Annotated in this window: 18 protein-coding genes; 6 read left to right on the top strand and 12 right to left on the bottom strand. The window is 68.2% G+C overall.

The features are described from left to right. Positions 1-7 precede the first annotated feature (7 nt). On the top strand, positions 8-1,771 hold the full coding sequence (locus tag ABGB19_RS11895) for an AMP-binding protein (protein ID WP_347686140.1): 1,764 nt from the start codon (positions 8-10) through the stop codon (positions 1,769-1,771). 47 nt (positions 1,772-1,818) lie between these two features. Beyond that, positions 1,819-2,964 (top strand): acyltransferase PE, encoded by a 1,146-nt coding sequence (gene pe / locus ABGB19_RS11890; RefSeq protein WP_347686139.1) that lies wholly within the window; start codon positions 1,819-1,821, stop codon positions 2,962-2,964. Here pe and ABGB19_RS11885 read toward each other — a convergent pair. Further along, positions 2,961-3,611, bottom strand: a complete 651-nt coding sequence (locus ABGB19_RS11885) for a GAP family protein (RefSeq protein WP_347686138.1) — start codon at positions 3,609-3,611, stop codon at positions 2,961-2,963. The two genes, pe and ABGB19_RS11885, sit on opposite strands and share 4 nt — an antisense overlap. 73 nt (positions 3,612-3,684) lie before the next feature. On the opposite strand from ABGB19_RS11885, the gene ABGB19_RS11880 reads away from it, so the two are divergent. Further along, a complete protein-coding gene (locus ABGB19_RS11880) occupies positions 3,685-4,173 on the top strand; it encodes a flavin reductase family protein (RefSeq protein WP_347686137.1) in 489 nt (162 codons plus the stop codon). Positions 4,174-4,182: 9 nt separating this feature from the next. Here ABGB19_RS11880 and ABGB19_RS11875 read toward each other — a convergent pair whose 3' ends face one another. From ABGB19_RS11875 to ABGB19_RS11855, 5 genes are all read right to left on the bottom strand, one after another. Further along, a complete protein-coding gene (locus ABGB19_RS11875; RefSeq protein WP_347686136.1) occupies positions 4,183-4,344 on the bottom strand; it encodes a hypothetical protein in 162 nt (53 codons plus the stop codon). Between the two features lie 88 nt (positions 4,345-4,432). Continuing rightward, positions 4,433-5,185 (bottom strand): succinate dehydrogenase/fumarate reductase iron-sulfur subunit, encoded by a 753-nt coding sequence (locus ABGB19_RS11870; protein ID WP_347686135.1) that lies wholly within the window; start codon positions 5,183-5,185, stop codon positions 4,433-4,435. Further along, positions 5,182-7,113: a fumarate reductase/succinate dehydrogenase flavoprotein subunit gene (locus ABGB19_RS11865; protein ID WP_347686134.1), complete on the bottom strand. Its 1,932-nt coding sequence runs from the start codon at positions 7,111-7,113 to the stop codon at positions 5,182-5,184. Before ABGB19_RS11865 ends, ABGB19_RS11870 begins: the two co-directional genes overlap by 4 nt. A gap of 35 nt (positions 7,114-7,148) precedes the next feature. Then, positions 7,149-7,988, bottom strand: a complete 840-nt coding sequence (locus ABGB19_RS11860; RefSeq protein WP_347686133.1) for a hypothetical protein — start codon at positions 7,986-7,988, stop codon at positions 7,149-7,151. A 49-nt stretch (positions 7,989-8,037) separates the two neighbouring features. Next, entirely contained in the window at positions 8,038-8,334 is a 297-nt protein-coding gene (locus ABGB19_RS11855; protein ID WP_347686132.1) for a hypothetical protein, read from the bottom strand. Between the two features lie 112 nt (positions 8,335-8,446). Between ABGB19_RS11855 and ABGB19_RS11850 the strand changes: the two genes are divergently transcribed. After that, complete coding sequence (locus tag ABGB19_RS11850; protein ID WP_347686131.1) at positions 8,447-9,205, top strand: isocitrate lyase/phosphoenolpyruvate mutase family protein; 759 nt, start codon at positions 8,447-8,449, stop codon at positions 9,203-9,205. 54 nt (positions 9,206-9,259) lie between these two features. Here ABGB19_RS11850 and ABGB19_RS11845 read toward each other — a convergent pair whose 3' ends face one another. Continuing rightward, positions 9,260-9,694 (bottom strand): Hsp20/alpha crystallin family protein, encoded by a 435-nt coding sequence (locus tag ABGB19_RS11845; protein WP_347686130.1) that lies wholly within the window; start codon positions 9,692-9,694, stop codon positions 9,260-9,262. Between the two features lie 230 nt (positions 9,695-9,924). On the opposite strand from ABGB19_RS11845, the gene nirB reads away from it, so the two are divergent. Together nirB and nirD are read left to right on the top strand one after the other, a co-directional pair. Continuing rightward, positions 9,925-12,501 (top strand): nitrite reductase large subunit NirB, encoded by a 2,577-nt coding sequence (gene nirB, locus ABGB19_RS11840; RefSeq protein ID WP_347686129.1) that lies wholly within the window; start codon positions 9,925-9,927, stop codon positions 12,499-12,501. Then, positions 12,498-12,845: a nitrite reductase small subunit NirD gene (gene nirD, locus ABGB19_RS11835; protein ID WP_347686128.1), complete on the top strand. Its 348-nt coding sequence runs from the start codon at positions 12,498-12,500 to the stop codon at positions 12,843-12,845. The genes nirB and nirD overlap by 4 nt, the downstream gene beginning before the upstream one ends. A gap of 14 nt (positions 12,846-12,859) precedes the next feature. Here nirD and ABGB19_RS11830 read toward each other — a convergent pair whose 3' ends face one another. The 5 genes from ABGB19_RS11830 to ABGB19_RS11810 form a co-directional block, all read right to left on the bottom strand. After that, the gene (locus tag ABGB19_RS11830) at positions 12,860-13,540 is read right to left on the bottom strand and encodes a sirohydrochlorin chelatase (protein ID WP_347686127.1); all 681 of its coding nucleotides are present in this window, start codon (positions 13,538-13,540) and stop codon (positions 12,860-12,862) included. After that, complete coding sequence (locus ABGB19_RS11825) at positions 13,537-14,709, bottom strand: uroporphyrinogen-III synthase (protein WP_347686126.1); 1,173 nt, start codon at positions 14,707-14,709, stop codon at positions 13,537-13,539. Before ABGB19_RS11825 ends, ABGB19_RS11830 begins: the two co-directional genes overlap by 4 nt. Positions 14,710-14,885: 176 nt before the next feature. After that, the gene (locus tag ABGB19_RS11820; RefSeq protein ID WP_347686125.1) at positions 14,886-15,455 is read right to left on the bottom strand and encodes a GNAT family N-acetyltransferase; all 570 of its coding nucleotides are present in this window, start codon (positions 15,453-15,455) and stop codon (positions 14,886-14,888) included. Between the two features lie 56 nt (positions 15,456-15,511). Further along, positions 15,512-16,408, bottom strand: coding sequence for a 5-oxoprolinase/urea amidolyase family protein (locus ABGB19_RS11815; RefSeq protein WP_347686124.1), 897 nt, complete (start codon positions 16,406-16,408; stop codon positions 15,512-15,514). Further along, positions 16,405-17,094, bottom strand: a complete 690-nt coding sequence (locus ABGB19_RS11810) for an allophanate hydrolase subunit 1 (RefSeq protein ID WP_347686123.1) — start codon at positions 17,092-17,094, stop codon at positions 16,405-16,407. Before ABGB19_RS11810 ends, ABGB19_RS11815 begins: the two co-directional genes overlap by 4 nt. Positions 17,095-17,146 lie beyond the last annotated feature (52 nt).

The following is a 17,146-nucleotide window of genomic DNA, read 5'->3' as shown; positions in this document are numbered from 1 at the left end:
ACATGCCGTGACAACACCGCCTGAGTCGTCGATCCTGTCGATGCTGCACGGCCGCGCGAGCCTGCGCCCCGACGACGTCGCGTTCACCTTCACCGATTACGCCCACGACTCGGCGGGCATCTCCGAGAGTCTCACGTGGTCGCAGCTGGCACGCCGAACGATGAACGTGGCCCGCGAGATCCGGCGCCACGGTTCGGCCGGTGACCGGGCGGTGATCCTCGCTCCGCAGAGCCTCGAGTACGTCCTGGCGTTCCTGGGATCCATGCAGGCCGGTCTCGTTGCGGTGCCGCTTCCGATGCCGCTTCCCGGCGCGGGACACGACCGGGTGAGCGCGGTCCTCGACGATACGGAGCCCTCGGTCGTCCTCACGACGTCGGCTGCCGCGGCCGACGTCGGCGATTTCGTCGCTCGGTGTCGTTCGGGCACGACGCCGACGATCGTCGAGATCGATTCGTTGAACCTGGACGCCGAGGACGGACCGGAGCTCGCCCCTTCCGAGTGGCCGAGCATCGCGTACCTGCAGTACAGCTCCGGCTCAACGCGCGTGCCGACCGGGGTCATGCTCTCGCACCGCAACCTGACGGTGAATTTCGAGCAGGTGATGCGGACGTTCTTCGCGGGTGTCCGATCCTCAACCGATGTCACGTTTGTGTCGTGGTTGCCCTTCTACCATGACATGGGTCTGGTGCTGGGCGTCTGCATGCCCATCTTGAGCGGCCATCCCGCCGTGTTGACGAGCCCGGTGGCGTTCCTGGAGAGGCCGTCCCGGTGGATGCGTGCGCTGGCCGAGAATCCTGGTGCCTTCTCGGCGGCGCCGAACTTCGCCTTCGAGCTGGCCGCCCGCAAGACCACCGACGAGGACTTGGCCGGGCTCGACCTCGGTGGGGTGGTGGGCATCATCAACGGCGCCGAACGTGTCGAGCCGGCCACCCTGGAACGCTTCGCAGATCGCTTTGCGCACTTCAACTTCCGGGACCACATGCTGCGCCCGGCCTACGGCCTGGCGGAGGCAACGGTCTTCGTGACGGCGGGCACCTGGAGTGAATCGTCGCCGGCGGCCTACTTCGATACCGACGAACTGGGTGCGGGCCGCGTTCGGCCCTGCGCAGCTGGGAAAGGTACGGCGCTTGTCAAATACACAGTGCCGCAATCCCCCTCGCTGCGAATTGTCGACGGAGAGACGCATCGCGAGTGCCCGCCGGACCTGATCGGCGAGATCTGGGTGCACGGCGAGAATGTCGCCGAGGGCTATTGGCGCAAGCCGCCAGAGGAGCAGACTTGCTTCGGCGCAACACTTGTCGAAGCAATGCCCGGCAGTCCGGACGGGCCGTGGCTGCGTACCGGCGACCTCGGCTTCGTCCACCAAGGCGAGCTGTTCATCGTCGGCCGCATCAAAGATCTGCTGATCGTCCGGGGCCGCAATCACTACCCCGAGGACATCGAGGCCACGGTGCAAGAGATCACCCGCGGTCGCGTCGCCGCGATAACGGTTCCGGTGCACAGTGCCGAGAGCCTGGTCACCGTCATCGAGGTGAGGAACCCGAGTGACCTCGACGACGACGCGATCCGCCGGCTCAGCGCGGTGAAAAGCGATGTCACCGCAGCGATATCCAATGCGCACGGCCTGAGCGTCTCCGATCTCGTGCTGGTACCGCCCGGGTCGATTCCGACGACGACGAGCGGCAAGATCCGGCGCGCCGCCTGCGCCGAGGAGTACCGGCAGGGCCGATTCACGCGGTTGGACGCCTGTGCGGCCGGGTCGGCGGAGTAAGGTTCGGTGCAGTGCGGCCGGGTAGGGCGGGGAGGTCTGCGGAGGGCATGAAACGACTTCTCGCAGTCGGCACTGCGCTGACAACCATCGGCGCCGCGGGCGGTCTCGGCTTCGGGATCGCGACCGCCGATGACGCGGCGGTGACACCGGTCCCGCCGACCCCCGCCACCTCAACCGACGGTCCGCCGGCCCTGGGCACACCGGGTAGGGCGTACGCCCTGGGCGGCGCTCACGTCCTGGGCATTCCGTACGACGAATACATCATGCGCACGGGCGCGGACTGGTTCCCGGGACTGAACCGGCAGATCGTCGACTACCCCGCCGGGCAGGTGCAGGGACACACCCTGGAACGGTTGTTCCCGGGCATCGGTCGGCTGGACGACTCCTTTCCCGGCTTGGGCATCGACGGCCCCAGCGTCGGCGAATCGGTGGACGTCGGAGGGCCGAATCTCATCGGCGCGATCCGCGAGGGCGGTTCCGGCACAGCGATCGGCCTGTCCGAGGGTGCGATGGTGCTCAACGACGTCCAGGCCAGGCTGGCATACGACCCCGCCGCCCCGCCCCGTGACCAGTTGAGCTTCGCGATGTACGGCGACCCGGTGGCACGGCACGCCTTCGGCGAAAGCTTCCTGACCCAGATGTTTCCCGTCGGCAGCGTCGTGCCCGCGCTCGACTACCGGATCCCGCCGCCGGTGGAGAGCCAGTACGACACCTATCAGTTCGTCTCCGCCTACGACAGCATCGCCGACTGGCCGGACCGGCCGGACAACTGGATATCCGTCGCCAACGCGATCGTGGGCCTCGCGACCGGTCACACCGCTGTCGCATTCACCAAGCCGAGTATGGTGCCGCCGCAGAACATCCGGACGACCGTCAACTCCAGGGGCGCGAAGACGACCACCTTCATGATTCCCGAGGAGCACCTCCCGCTGGTGTTGCCCTTCAAGTATCTCGGGGTGCCCAAGGAGACGCTGATCGAGCTCGACGGGGTGCTCAAGCCCTACGTGGACGCGGGCTACTCCCGCAACGACAACCCGTTGACCGCTCCGATCACCGTGGATCCGGTGAACGGTTACGATCCCGCGGCCGTCACCGCACCGGCCACCCAGGCCGCCTTCGGCGGTGGCGCCGATCCGGTGTCGCAGTTGCTCGCCGGGCTGCAGTACGTGCTGAACAATCAGCCCAAGCCCTAGCTTCGCGAAGCCAGCACGCCCACGACGAGCAGCACGCAGCCGAAGGCCGCCAACAGCGCAGCGACGTCGCGCCTGCGCCGCGACCGCAGCCAGCCGTGCAGCGAGGTCATCGACGCCTGCGTCCGCGCCGGCGCCACCAGGTAGGCCAGCAGCGGAACCTCGACGAGCGCGAAGGCCACGGCGTTGAACGTCACCAATGCGCCGATCTGCGTGGCGGTGTCGAGGCCGGAGGCGGCGATGACGGCCAGCGCGGCAAGGTAATCGATCGAGGGCAGGGCGATGCCGAGCCCCGCCATGCCCGCCACCCACAGTGAGCGCCCGTGGGCGAGCCGGCGGGCCCACCCCGGGATGCGGTCGAGCCGGCGGCGAGGACGTGTGGCCGGGACGGCGATGACGGCGGCCGTCAGCAGCGCGAGCACCCCGATCGCGATCTGCACCCTGGGCAGTGTGAACTGTGCGGGACTCACCGCCGAGCGCACCGCGAACAGCACCACCAGACCGACGGTCACACCCATCGTGAAGCCGCCGCCCAGAAACGCGAGCAGCTGCAGCACCGGCCGTGGACGGTTCAGCATCAGGACGGTCATCCCCAACCGGAACGGCTCGAAGCTCACGGCGACGGCCATCACCAGGAGGACGATCCACATGACGGGCGTCAGGTTACCGCCCGCGGAAGCCGCACCGTGGGGCGGCAAGGAGTCGCGTGTGAAGATGGAGCCGATGAGCAGTCCAGATCTGACCCCGTCGACTCTGCGCGAAGCCTTCGGGCACTTCCCCTCCGGCGTCATCGCGATCGCGGCGCAGGTCGAGGGCACCCGGGTCGGGCTGGCGGCGAGCACCTTCGTGCCCGTGTCGCTGGACCCGCCGCTGGTGTCGTTCTGCGTTCAGAACACCTCGGAGACCTGGCCGAAGCTCAAAGATCTGCCGTCGCTCGGCATCAGCGTGCTCGGCGAGTCACACGACGAAGCCGCCCGCGCGCTGGCCGCCAAGACCGGCGACCGGTTCGCCGGCCTGCAGACTGTGTCGCGCGAGTCCGGGGCGGTGTTCGTCGAGGGCACCAGCGTCTGGCTGGAGAGCGCGATCGAGCAGTTGGTCCCCGCGGGCGATCACACCATCGTCATCCTGCGGGTCAACGACATCACGGTGCACTCCGACGTGGCACCGATCGTCTTCCACCGCAGCACCTTTCGCCGCCTCGGCGGCGGGTGACGCAAGAGGTCAGGGGCGGGCGCTGAGCTCGTCGCGGTAGCCGCTGATGCGCTGTTCCAACTCGGCGGCGTCGGCGTCACGGCCCTCCTTGCGGGCAAGCTCGGCGCGGGTGGAGAGCTCTCGGATCGCGGTGCGAATGTCGTTGATGCTCTGGGGCTTCTCAACAGTCACAGTGCTGCCTTTCGTCGGTGAGTGTTTATGCTCCTCACGTCCGCGGTGATTGGCCGCTACCTGCAGACTACCCACGCACCCCTCGTCGTCAACGCCTCCGGAACAACTTGTCGCCGAGCCACACCACCGGGTCGTACTTGCGGTCGGCGGCGCGCTCCTTCATCGGGATCAGCGCGTTGTCGGTGATCTTGATGTGTTCGGGGCAGACCTCGGTGCAGCACTTGGTGATGTTGCAGTAGCCGAGGCCGTGGACCTCCTGGGCATCCTCGGCCCGCCGCGCGTGCACGTCGAGCGGATGCATGTCGAGTTCGGCCTGCCGCATCAGGTAGCGGGGGCCGGCGAACGCCGCCTTGTTCTCCTCGTGATCACGCACCACGTGACAGACGTTCTGGCACAGGAAGCACTCGATGCACTTGCGGAACTCCTGCGACCGGTTCACGTCTTCCTGCGCCATCCGGTACTCGCCCGGCTGCAGATCCTTCGGCGGTGTGAACGCCGGTATCTCCCTGGCCTTTTCGTAGTTGAAGGACACGTCGGTGACGAGATCGCGGATCACCGGGAAGGTGCGCAGCGGTGTCACGGTGACGGTCTCGTCCTCGTCGAACGTCGACATCCGCGTCATGCACAGCAGCCGCGGGCGACCGTTGATCTCGGCCGAGCAGGACCCGCACTTGCCCGCCTTGCAGTTCCACCGCACCGCGAGGTCACCGGCCTGGGTCTGCTGCAGTCGGTGGATGATGTCGAGCACCACCTCGCCCTCGTTGACCTCGACGGAGAAGTCCTTCAGCGCGCCCCCGTCCCGGTCGCCGCGCCACACCCGCATCTTCGCCTGATAGCTCATGCGCCTCTCCTTGACGAGTGGTTGGCGAGTTCTTCGTGGGTGAAGTACTTCTCCAACTCTTCGATGTCGATCAGCTCCAAGAGGTCGTCGCGCATCGGCACCTGGTCCTGCTTGGTGATGGTGATTTGTGGAACGGACGGGTCCGCCCCGTCTTCCTGGCCGGTGCGGCACACCAGCAGGGCCTTGCGCCACGACGACTCCATCTTCGGGTAGTCGTCGCGGGTGTGGCCGCCGCGGCTCTCGGTGCGCTCCAGCGCGGCCTTGGCGATGCACTCGCTGACCAGAATCATGTTGCGCAGGTCGATTGCCAGGTTCCAACCCGGGTTGTATTCGCGGCCGCCCTCGACCTGCACGTGCTTGTAGCGTTCGCGCAGTTCGGTCAGCTTGTCCAGCGCCCCTTGCACCTCATCGGCCTTGCGGATGATGCCGACCAGGGTGTTCATCGTGTCCTGCAGGTCCAGCTGCAGCGTGTACGGGTTCTCCGGCTTGTCACCGTTGGTGGCGCGCTCGAGCGGCGCCAACGCCAGCTTGGCGGCCTCCGACAGGGCCTCCTCGGACACCGACGGCGGATTCGACAGCGCCCTGACGTAGTCGGCCGCGCCCATCCCGGCCCGGCGACCGAACACCAGCAGATCCGACAGCGAGTTACCGCCGAGCCGGTTGGAGCCGTGCATGCCGCCCGCGCACTCCCCGGCGGCGAACAGGCCGGGCGTCTTGGCGGCTGCCGTGTCGGGGTCGACCTCGATGCCACCCATCACGTAGTGGCACGTCGGGCCGACCTCCATCGGCTCCTTGGTGATGTCGACCTCGGCCAGCTCCATGAACTGGTGGTACATCGACGGCAGCCGGCGCTTGATCTCCTCGGCGGGCAGCCGCGAGGCGATGTCGAGGTAGACGCCGCCGTGCGGGGTGCCGCGGTCGGCCTTGACCTCGGAGTTGATGGCGCGGGCCACCTCGTCGCGGGGCAGCAGGTCGGGGGTGCGGCGCGCGGAGTCGTTGTCCTTGAGCCACTGGTCGGCTTCGTCGATCGACTCGGCGTACTGCCCCTTGAACACCGTCGGGATGTAGTCGAACATGAAGCGCTTGCCGTCCGAGTTCTTCAGCACCCCACCGTCACCGCGGACGCCCTCGGTGACCAGGATGCCCTTCACGCTGGGCGGCCAGACCATGCCCGTCGGATGGAACTGGACGAACTCCATGTTGATCAGCGTGGCGCCCGCGCGCAGCGCCAGCGCGTGCCCGTCGCCGGTGTACTCCCAGGAGTTCGAGGTCACCTTGTAGGACTTGCCGATTCCGCCCGTGGCAAGCACCACGGCCGGCGTCTCGAACACGATGAAGTTGCCGGTCTCGCGGAAGTATCCGAAGGCCCCGCAGATTCGGTCGCCATCCTTGAGCAACTCGGTGATCGTGCACTCGTGGAAGACCCGGATCCGCGCCTCGTAGTCGCCGAGTTCTTCCTTGTCCTCCTGCTGCAGCGAGACGATCTTCTGCTGCAGGGTGCGGATGATCTCCAGGCCGGTGCGGTCGCCGACGTGCGCCAGCCGCGGGTAGGTGTGGCCGCCGAAGTTGCGCTGGCTGATGCGTCCGTCCTTGGTGCGGTCGAACAAGGCGCCGTAGCTCTCGAGTTCCCAGACGCGGTCCGGCGCCTCCTTGGCGTGCAGTTCGGCCATCCGCCAGTTGTTCAGGAACTTCCCGCCGCGCATGGTGTCCTTGAAGTGGACCTGCCAGTTGTCCTTCGGGTTGGCGTTGCCCATCGCCGCCGCGCAGCCACCCTCGGCCATCACGGTGTGGGCCTTGCCGAACAACGACTTACTGATGACGGCGACCTTCATACCGCGTTCGCGCGCCTCGATCACCGCACGCAGACCTGCGCCGCCGGCCCCGATCACGACCACGTCGTACGAGTGCCGTTCGACCTCAACAGCCATGAAAAATCCTCACTAGCAGTAATGGAATGGGCTTGTCAGCCAATGAATCTCAGGTCAGAGATGGTACCGCTGGCCACCAGCATGATGTAGAAGTCGGTGAGCATCAGCGTCCCGAGCGTGATCCACGCGTACATCTTGTGCCGGGTGTTGAGCCTGCTGATCTGCGTCCACATCCAGTAGCGCACCGGGTGTTTCGAGAAGTGCTTGAGCCTTCCGCCGACGACGTGGCGGCAGGAGTGGCACGACAGCGTGTAGACCCACAGCAGGATCACGTTGACGACGAGAATGATGTTGCCCAAACCGAATCCGAAGCCGGACGGCGACTGGAACGCGATGATCGCGTCGTAGGTGTTGATCACCGAGATGATGGCGGCGATGTAGAAGAAGTACCGGTGGGTGTTCTGGATGACGAGCGGGAAACGCGTCTCACCCGTGTAGGTGGCGTGCGGTTCGGCGACCGCGCACGCGGTGGGCGCCTGCCACACCGTGCGGTAGTAGGCGCCGCGGTAGTAGTAGCAGGTCAGCCGGAACAGCAGCAGGAAAGGCAGGGTGACGGCGGCGTAGGGCAGCCACCAGACGTCCGGGAGGAACTGGCCGAAGTGGCTCGCCTCCGGAATGCATCCCGATTGCGTGGCCTCGTTCCACTTGACGACGCACGGGGAGTAGAACGGCGTCAGGTAGTGGTATTCGGCGACGTAATAATTGTTCTGCAGGAACGCGCGCACCGTGGCGTAGATGACGAAGGCGGCGAAGCCCAGATCGATGATGACCGGTGACTGCCACCAGCGGTCGGTGCGCAGCGTGCGCTGTGGGATCTGGGCGCGGTTCGGCGAGAAGACGCCGGTCGCCTTGCGGTCGGCGGTGGGTGCGCTCACTGTTGCCTTTCGATGTCGGGATTCTCTCGGTGTCGGCGACGGTCCGCGATCAGCGGACGCCGCCGAGCCCCTCGTCGTCGACACCGCGCCAGAAGTCGGTGTCGTACTGGGTGTCCGGGATGGGGATGCGCTCACCGGCGTGGCTTTGGTGCACCACGCCGCGGGCCAACTCCAGCTCCTCGGCGTCGATGTCGAGACGGTCGATGTCGTTGAGGATGCGTTCGGCGTCATTGACGATGCGACGCGTGGCGGGGCTGTCGCCGTACCTCGAAGCCAACGACGTCACGCACCGCCGCAGGCTTCCGATTAGCTCGTGCAGCTCGGTGAGTTCTGTCGTGCTGGACATTTGACCTCCTTGGGCTGAAGGGTGTCAGGAATCACAGTACGACACCCGGTGCTGGCTACATCATGCAGTGCAGGGTGAGACAGGTCACGTCAAACGGAAAGGACCAGGCGCGATGCCCGATGACGTTCTCAAGCAGCGAGCAGACAACCTGCTGGCACTGCACCAACCGGGCAATCCGGTGATCCTGCCGACGGTCTGGGACGCGTGGTCGGCCAACCTGGCCGTCGGAGCGGGCTTTGCTGCGCTGACCGTAGGCAGCCACCCGGTGGCCGACTCGGTCGGCAAGCCGGACAACGAAGGCATGTCGTTCGACGACGTCGTCACCCGGGTCAAGCAGATCACCGCGGCGGTCGACGTCCCGGTCTCGGTCGACATCGAATCCGGTTACGGCGAATCACCGTCGCGGCTGATCGAGGGTCTGCTCGAGGCCGGCGCCGTCGGGCTGAACATCGAGGACACCGTGCACGGCGAGGGCGGCAGGCTGCGCTCGGCGACCGAACACGCCGAGTTGGTGGGTGCGCTGCGCGAGGCCGGCGACGCGACCGGCGTGCACGTGGTCGTCAACGCGCGCACAGATCTGTTCCTGCGCAAGGACGGTGACGACGCCGACCGCGTGGACCGTGCCATCGCGCGGCTGACCGAGGCCGCTTCGGCGGGCGCCGACGTGCTGTACCCGGTCGGTCGTCACGATCCGGATACGCTGCGCCGCCTGACATCCGAGCTTCCGCTGCCGGTGAACGCCATCGGGCTGCCCGACCAGGACGATCCGGCGTCGTTCGGCCCGCTGGGCGTCGCGCGCGTCAGCTTCGGGCCGTTCCTGCAGGCGGCGTTGGCCACGCGGGCCAAGGAGCTGCTGGCGCGCTGGGTGTGAACACGCCAAAGCCGGTGAAACCGAAGGGCTCCACCGGCTTTGGTGCCGCGAGTGTTACTTGCTCTCGATCGCGATGCGCTGCGCTTCGGCGCCCTTGTGGGCACCGGCCACGCGCACCGTCAGCACACCCGCGTCATACGAGGCCGTGATCGCCTCGCTGGTGACATGGCCGGGCAGCTTGAACGAGCGGCGGAACGATCCGTAGCGGACCTCGCGCAGGGTGCGCCTGTCGCTCTCCTCGGCGCGCTCGTCGCGGCGCTCGCCGTGGATCACCAGGTGGCCGCGCTCGACCTCGACGGTCACGTCCTTCTCGACGTCGACCCCGGGCAGCTCGACGCGGACCAGCGCGTCGTCGCCGTCCTTGACGATCTCGGCGGCCGGGGTGAACGCGCCGGCGAACCAGTCGTCGGCGGTGGCCGGACCGAAGAAGTCGCGGACCCAGCGGTCGACGTCCCAGGCCGGGCGGGTGCGCAATGCCAGAGTGCTCATGTGTCTCGTCTCCTCAGTTGACGGGGACCGGCACCGCGCCGGTCGGCTACTCAGTTGAACTTGAGTGACACACGCTCATGTTCCGCCTGGGCGTTCGCTCTCAGTGAAGGCCTCTCTCCACGGCAACCCGCGCCCTCTCACAACCGCGGTCGGCCCGCGGTGAGCACACCGTGATCGGCGCTTCACACGAGGCGACATATCGGCAATATCGGCTGCTTAGCCTCGGCGGCATGCGGTCAACAAAGAACGTCGTGGTCGTCGGCCACGGCATGGTGGGTCACCGATTCGTCGAGGCGCTGCGCTCGCGCGACGCCGACGGCGCATGGCGGGTGACCGTGCTCGCCGAGGAGGCCGACGCCGCCTACGACCGGGTCGGCCTCACCGGCTACACCGACCACTGGGACCGGAGCCTGCTCGCGCTGACCGGCAACGACTATCCCGGCGACGACGTCGTCGAGCTACGGTTGGGCAGCAAGGTCATCGGCATCGACCGCGCCGCCAAGTCGGTGCGGACCGCCGACGGGCGGTCCGTGGACTACGACGCCCTGGTGCTGGCGACGGGTTCGTACGCATTCGTCCCGCCGGTGCCCGGACACGACCTTCCGTCGTGCCACGTCTACCGCACCTTGGACGATCTCGACGCCATCCGGGCCGACGCGATGCGGGCGCTGAAGTCGGGCGAAGGGGTCGGGGTGGTGATCGGCGGCGGTCTGCTGGGCCTGGAGGCGGCCAATGCCCTGCGCGCGTTCGGCCTGACCGCGCATGTCGTCGAGATGGCCCCGCGCCTGATGGCGCAGCAGCTCGACGAGGCGGGCGGGGCGCTGCTCGGCCGCATGATCGGCGACCTCGGTATCGCGGTGCACACCGGCGTCGGCACCCAGAGCATCGCGCCTGCCCAACGCAACCGGCCGGTCCGGCGCTCGGCCGACAACGACCTGATGCGGGTGACGCTGAGCGACGGGTCGTATGTCGACGCCGGCTTGGTCGTCTTCGCCGCCGGCGTGCGTCCCCGTGACGAGCTGGCCCGCGAGGCGGGTCTGGACATCGCCGAGCGCGGCGGTGTTCTCACCGATCTGTCCTGCACGACAACGGATCCCGACATCTACGCGATCGGCGAGGTGGCCGCGATCGAGGGCCGCTGCTACGGCTTGGTGGGCCCCGGTTACACGAGCGCCGAGGTGGTGGCCGATCGACTGCTGGGCGGCGCCGCGGAGTTCCCCGAGGCCGACCTGTCGACCAAGTTGAAGCTGCTCGGCGTCGACGTGGCCAGCTTCGGTGACGCGATGGGCACCACGCCGAACTGCCTGTCGGTGGTCGTCAACGATCCGGTCAAGCAGACCTACGCCAAGCTGGTGCTCTCCGACGACGCCAAGACCCTGCTGGGCGGCATCCTGGTGGGCGACGCGGCGGCCTACGGCATCCTGCGGCCGATGGTCGGCGAAGCACTGCCGGGTGACCCGCTCGGGCTCATTGCGCCGGCCGGATCGGAGAGCGGGGCCGGTGGCGCCTTGGGCGTCGGCGCGTTGCCCGCCGCCGCGCAGATCTGCTCGTGCAACAACGTCACCAAAGGCGACCTCACCGAGGCCATCGCGGGCGGCTGCTGCGACGTGCCCGGCCTGAAGAAGTGCACGCTGGCGGGCACCTCCTGCGGCTCCTGTGTTCCGCTGCTCAAGCAACTGCTCGAGGCGGAGGGCGTCGAACAGTCCAAGGCGCTGTGCGAGCACTTCAGCCAGTCGCGCGCCGAGCTGTTCTCGATCGTCTCCGCCGGGCCTTCCGAGTCCACCCGCACCTTCTCCGCGCTCATCGAGCGGTTCGGCACCGGAAGGGGTTGCGACATTTGCAAACCCGTCGTCGCGTCGATTCTCGCGTCGACGAGCTCGGAGCACATTCTCGACGGCGAACAGGCCTCGCTACAGGATTCCAACGACCACTTCCTGGCCAACATCCAAAAGAACGGCAGCTATTCGGTCGTGCCGCGCTCGCCCGGCGGCGAGATCACCCCGGAACAGCTGATCCTCATCGGCGAGATCGCCAGGGATTTCGACCTCTACACCAAGATCACCGGCGGTCAGCGCATCGACATGTTCGGCGCGCGGGTCGACCAGCTGCCGGAGATCTGGCGGCGGCTGGTCGAGGGCGGCATGGAGTCGGGCCACGCATACGGCAAGGCGCTGCGCACCGTGAAGAGCTGCGTCGGCAGCACCTGGTGCCGGTACGGCCAGCAGGACTCCGTCGACATGGCGGTCACCATCGAGAAGCGCTACCGGGGCCTGCGCGCGCCGCACAAGATCAAGATGGCCGTCTCGGGGTGCGCACGCGAATGCGCGGAGGCCCAGAGCAAGGACGTCGGCGTCATCGCCACCGAGCAGGGCTGGAACCTCTACGTGTGCGGCAACGGCGGCATGTCGCCGCGGCACGCACAGCTGCTGGCCAGTGACCTCGATGACGAGACGCTGATCCGCTACATCGACCGGTTCCTGATGTTCTACATCCGCACCGCCGACCGGCTGCAGCGCACGGCGCCGTGGCTGGAGGCCATGGATTTCCCGGACAAGACGGGCTTGGAGCACCTCCGCGACGTGGTGTGCAACGACTCGCTCGGCCTGGCCGCCGAATTCGAGGAGGCCATCGAGCGGCACGTCGCCGGTTATGCGTGTGAGTGGAAGGGCGTGCTGGAGGATCCCGAGAAGCTCTCGCGGTTCGTGTCGTTCGTCAACGCGCCAGAGGTCGCCGATCCCACCGTCGAATTCACCGAGAGTTCGGGGCGCAAGGTCCCGCTCGCGATGCCGAAGGTGCCCACACGATGACGCTGCTCAACGAGACTGACACCTGGACCACCGCCTGCCGTTACGACTTCCTGATCCCCAACCGGGGCGTCGGCGTGCTGCTGGCCGACGGCGCCCAGGCGGCGTTGTTCCGGCTCGACGACGGGACGCTGCATGCCGTCGGCAACGTCGACCCGTTCTCCGGGGCGGCGGTGATGTCACGCGGCATCGTCGGCGATCGCGGGGGGCGGGCGACCGTCCAGTCGCCGATCAAGAAGCAGGCCTTCGCGCTCGACGACGGTGTCTGCCTGGACGACCCGGACGTGTCGCTGCCCGTTTACGCCACCCGGATCACCGCCGACGGCCACGTCGAGGTCGGCTCCTGACGGTCTTTGCGGCCCTACGCGGCCAGCGGCACCCAGGCGCGGCGGAAGCGGTTGGCGATCAACCGGACCATCGCCGGGTGCGTGCCCAGCGGGTCGGCCACCGCGTCGGCACCGCTGTTGCGCAACCGGTCTTGAAAAAGGCCTTCCGCCAACAGGTATGAGGCCACCACCACCCGCCGCGCACCGCCTTGCCGGAGCCGGGTGACCGCGTCGGCAACCGTCGGCTCGCCGGTCGCGGCGTACGCCAGTTCCACCCGCTTGCCGATCACCGCCGACAGCAGCGCGGAGGTCTGGCGCAGATCCGACTGGGCACCCGCATCGGAGGTTCCGGCGGCCGCCAGTACCACGGAGTCGCCCAAGCGCCAACCACATTCGGTCAACCGGTCGACCAGGACGCGCGTCAGTTGGGGGCTGGGTCCGAGCGCTTCGGTGATCGTTGCATCCGGGTGCTCGCTGGCCGCCACGTGTGCGGGGATGTCGTTGTTGACGTGATACCCGCGTGCCAGGAACGCAGGCACGACGACGGTGGGTCCCGACAGGCCGCGCAGTAGCTCGCTGGGCGTCGGCCCGAGTACGTCGACGAACGCCACGTGCACCGGCGCGGCCAGGGCCGCCGAAACCCGTTCGGCGAGATCGCCGATCAGGGCGACGCCACTCTGTTTGCGCGTACCGTGCGCCACCAGGAGATTGTTCATCGCGCGTGCGCCTGGGGGTACCACCCGCTCGCGGGGGAGTCCTCGTCGACGGCCAACCGGTAACCCCGCTTGACCACCGTCGACACAATGTTCTTGTCGCCCAGCGCCGTACGCAGCCGAAGCACCGCGGTCTCCACGGCGTGGGTGTCGGTGCCGCTGCCGGGCAGCGCGCGAAGCAGGTCGGCGCGCGACACCACCGCGCCCGGGCGGTGGGCCAGCGCGCGGATCGTCGCCATCCCGGCGGGCGACACCGCCTTGACCACGCCGTCGACCAGCACGCAGGTACCGCGGATCTCGAGCAGGTGACCGGCCACCCGCACGGTGCGGGCACACAACAGCGGCAGCTCGTCGGTGATGTGACGAGCCAACGCGCCCAACCGCATTCGCTCCGGTGCCGACGTCGGAACACCGATGCGCGCCAGCGGCCGCGCGGTCACGGGCCCGACGCACATCGCGTGCACGTCACCGCGCAGGGCGGAGAGTACCCGGTCCTCGAGGCCCATCTCGCCGGCCCGCATCAACACCGAAGCGACCGCGGGCGCCGAGGTGAAGCTGACGGCGTCGAATTTCTCGTCGGCGATGCCGGCCACCAACTGGTCGAAGTCGCCGTTGCGCGGGGCCGGGTGCCACCGGTACACCCGGATCGGCACGACCTCCGCACCCGCGGCGCGCAGCTCGTCGAGGAACTCGGGGAACGGATCCCAGTCCTCGGTGGCGCCGTGCAACTGGACGGCGATGCGCTTCCCGGCGATGCCGCCCTCGACGAGATAGTGCAGCACCTCGCGCGAGGACTCCGACTCCGGCGACCACTCCTCGGGCAGGCCCGCGGCGCGCAGCGCACCCGTCGCCTTGGGGCCGCGCGAGACGACGCGCGCCTTGCTCAAGGCGAGGATCAGTTCTCCCGCCGACCCCCAGCCGTCGGCGGCGGCGATCCAGCCGCGCAAGCCGATCCCGGTGGTGGCGATCACGATGTCGGGAGGCAGGTCGATCAGCGCCTCGGTGTTGGCGCGCAACGAGTCGTCGTCGGGCAGCGGCACCATGGTGATCGCCGCCGCGCTGGTCACCGTGGCGCCGCGGCGTTGCAGCAGCGCGCTCAGCTCGTCGGCACGTCGGGCGGAGGTCACCGCCACCCGAAACCCGGTCAGCGGTGCCCAGTCGGGCTCACTCATGTGTTCTGTGTATTCAGCCGATGTTTCCAAGTGATTACTTGGCCATTGCGTGGTCGTGTCCGTCCCCCGCGAATGCCCATGAAACCGACGCTAAGCAGGCTTTATTGCCGCAGCGTGCGCTGCGGTGACCCGGCTGTGAACTTCAGCTCACCCGGCGCGTGCCGGTGGTGTGAGCCCTACCAGACGTCGCCGTCGCGCCAGTCGCAGGTGATCTCGGCGGTCCGGTCCAGCTCGACACTGACGGGAAGGACGAACAGCGCGTTGTCGTCGTCTGGGGTTCGGGTCAGCCCGGCCGGGGCCAGCACCGAGGTCGGGCCCTCCCAGGGCAGCCAGCCCCTGGCCGTGTAGATGTGCCTGGCCGCCTCGGACGCGCTGAGCGCACCCAGCTGGTAGGCGCCGCGCACCACCTGCTCGACGGCGTCCATCACCGCCCGTGCGAGTCCCTGCCCGCGCCAGTCCTCGCGCACGGCGACACCTTCGACGTAGCCGCACCGCAGCGCGGCGTCGCGGTACAGCAGTCGCCGTTGCACCACCGCGGCGTGGGCGATCAGGGCGCCGTGGTCGAAGATCATCGCGTGCATGCCGCCCAGCGAGTGCTCCCAGTCGGCATCGGTGAACTCCCCGCCGAACGCCTCGATGACCATCTGCCGCGCTTCCTCGCGGGTGACGGGATCCAGGTCCGAGGTGTGGATCAGGCGCGCCGTGTGGATGCGCACGACGGGAGCATGAGGTTCCTGAACATGCACACTGCGTTTCTACCAGCGTGGCGCGCCGCTGTCTGTATCCAACGCGCGCGAACGGACTAGTCGTTCTCGAACGGTCGTCGCGGCCGTGACCAATGCATCCGCACGGTCTGCCCGGGGCGAACCTGGCCGACCTTGTCGATGTCCTCGTCGGCGATGACGCCGATCACCGGGTAGCCGCCGGTCACCGGGTGGTCCGGGCCGAGGATTACCGGAAAACCGTTCGGCGGCACCTGAATTGCCCCTCTGGTGGCTCCCTCGCTGGGCAGTTGGCGGTCCGGCCAGCGGTACTCGATCGGCATGCCGACCAGCCGCATGCCAACGCGGTCGCTCTTGTTGGTGGCCTGCCAGTTGGTGCGGATCAGGATGTCGGGGTCGACGAACCAGTCGTCACGCGGGCCTGGCACCACCATCAGTTCGAGCACGTCGTCGGAGATGGCGGCCACCGGCGCCTGGTCCAACTCCGGGAACTCGGTGCTGTGCTGGCCGACCGGCAGCACGTCACCCGGCCGCAGCGGATGTGGGCCGATCGCGGACATCACATCGTAGGACCGCGAGCCCAGCACGGGTTCGACGTCGATGCCGCCGCGCACCGCGAGATAGGTGCGCAAGCCGGCGTGCGGGGCACCCAGCGTGATCACCTCGCCGTCGTGAGCATAGTGAATGCTGTTGGTGCCGAACGGGACTCCGTTGACCGCGGGGTCGGTGTCGGCCCCCGTCACGGCGATCGCAACCCCCTCTTTGCCGCCGCCGAGCACCCGTGCCTTCAGTCCGCCGAACGTCACCTCGATGGTGGCGCGGTCGCCCGGGTTGGCGACGAGCCGGTTGGCCAGCGTGTGCGACCGGCGGTCGGCCGCTCCGGAGCGCCCGACGCCCATGTGCGCCAGCCCCGGCCGGCCCAGATCCTCGATCAACGCCAGCGGTCCGGATTGCAGGATCTCGAGTGTGGTGGTCATGACACATCCCTTTCCTGAACCGCCCGGAATTGCACCCACATTCCCGAGGTCAGCAGGGCCGGGTCCGCCCGGTCGATGTCCCACAGCACCGCGTCCGTGCGGCCGATGAGCTGCCAACCACCCGGCGACTGTCGCGGGTAGACACCGCTGAACTCGCCCGCGAGGCCGACGCTGCCTGCGGGCACCGCCGTCCGGGGTTCCGGGCGACGGGGTACCTCGAGGCGGGGATCGCCGCCGACGAGGTAGGCGAAACCCGGTGCGAAGCCCCCGAATCCGACCCGCCAGGGTCGGCCGGTGTGCGCCGCGACCACCTGATCGACCGTCAGCCCCGTGAGCCGCGCGACCTCCTCGAGGTCCGGGCCGTCGTAGACGACGTCGATCGTGACGTCGGCGGGTCCGTGCGGAGTCAGCGCCGCGGCGGCGTCCGCAGCGGCCCTTAGGGTGCCCACCCGCTGACGGGTCGGCGCCTGATAGCGGGGCCCGGCCAGCTTCAGCAGCACCGTGCGGGCGGCGGGCACGATGTCGAGGACGCCGAGCAACTCGGCACCTCGGATCGCGTCGGTCCACGCCAACACGTCGGCGGTGCTGTCGAACTCGAGCAGCAGCGCCGCATCACCGTAGTCACGTAGAGAAATGGGACCGGTGCGCCTGGCGCCCGCGTCCATCACGTCGGCTGTCACGCTCATGACCCGAACTTACCCGCGAGTAGCTACCGATAGTCGTGCTCTGTGAGCCTTG

The sequence above is a fragment of the Mycobacterium sp. B14F4 genome (genome assembly GCF_039871645.1).
In the GTDB taxonomy this organism is placed as follows: domain Bacteria; phylum Actinomycetota; class Actinomycetes; order Mycobacteriales; family Mycobacteriaceae; genus Mycobacterium.
Note: the sequence above shows the minus strand (reverse complement) of the source record. Positions and strands in the feature narration are given on the sequence as shown.

Excerpts from the sequence above, each read along its gene's own strand:
- ABGB19_RS11855 (WP_347686132.1), bottom strand. The coding sequence starts at position 8,334 with ATGTCCAGCACGACAGAACTCACCGAGCTGCACGAGCTAATCGGAAGC.
- ABGB19_RS11830 (WP_347686127.1), bottom strand. The coding sequence starts at position 13,540 with ATGAACAATCTCCTGGTGGCGCACGGTACGCGCAAACAGAGTGGCGTC.
- ABGB19_RS11885 (WP_347686138.1), bottom strand. The coding sequence starts at position 3,611 with ATGTGGATCGTCCTCCTGGTGATGGCCGTCGCCGTGAGCTTCGAGCCG.
- nirD (WP_347686128.1), top strand. The coding sequence starts at position 12,498 with ATGACGCTGCTCAACGAGACTGACACCTGGACCACCGCCTGCCGTTAC.
- pe (WP_347686139.1), top strand. The coding sequence starts at position 1,819 with ATGAAACGACTTCTCGCAGTCGGCACTGCGCTGACAACCATCGGCGCC.
- ABGB19_RS11870 (WP_347686135.1), bottom strand. The coding sequence starts at position 5,185 with ATGAGCTATCAGGCGAAGATGCGGGTGTGGCGCGGCGACCGGGACGGG.
- nirB (WP_347686129.1), top strand. The coding sequence starts at position 9,925 with ATGCGGTCAACAAAGAACGTCGTGGTCGTCGGCCACGGCATGGTGGGT.
- ABGB19_RS11815 (WP_347686124.1), bottom strand. The coding sequence starts at position 16,408 with ATGACCACCACACTCGAGATCCTGCAATCCGGACCGCTGGCGTTGATC.
- ABGB19_RS11880 (WP_347686137.1), top strand. The coding sequence starts at position 3,685 with ATGAGCAGTCCAGATCTGACCCCGTCGACTCTGCGCGAAGCCTTCGGG.
- ABGB19_RS11845 (WP_347686130.1), bottom strand. The coding sequence starts at position 9,694 with ATGAGCACTCTGGCATTGCGCACCCGCCCGGCCTGGGACGTCGACCGC.
- ABGB19_RS11810 (WP_347686123.1), bottom strand. The coding sequence starts at position 17,094 with ATGAGCGTGACAGCCGACGTGATGGACGCGGGCGCCAGGCGCACCGGT.
- ABGB19_RS11850 (WP_347686131.1), top strand. The coding sequence starts at position 8,447 with ATGCCCGATGACGTTCTCAAGCAGCGAGCAGACAACCTGCTGGCACTG.
- ABGB19_RS11825 (WP_347686126.1), bottom strand. The coding sequence starts at position 14,709 with ATGAGTGAGCCCGACTGGGCACCGCTGACCGGGTTTCGGGTGGCGGTG.
- ABGB19_RS11865 (WP_347686134.1), bottom strand. The coding sequence starts at position 7,113 with ATGGCTGTTGAGGTCGAACGGCACTCGTACGACGTGGTCGTGATCGGG.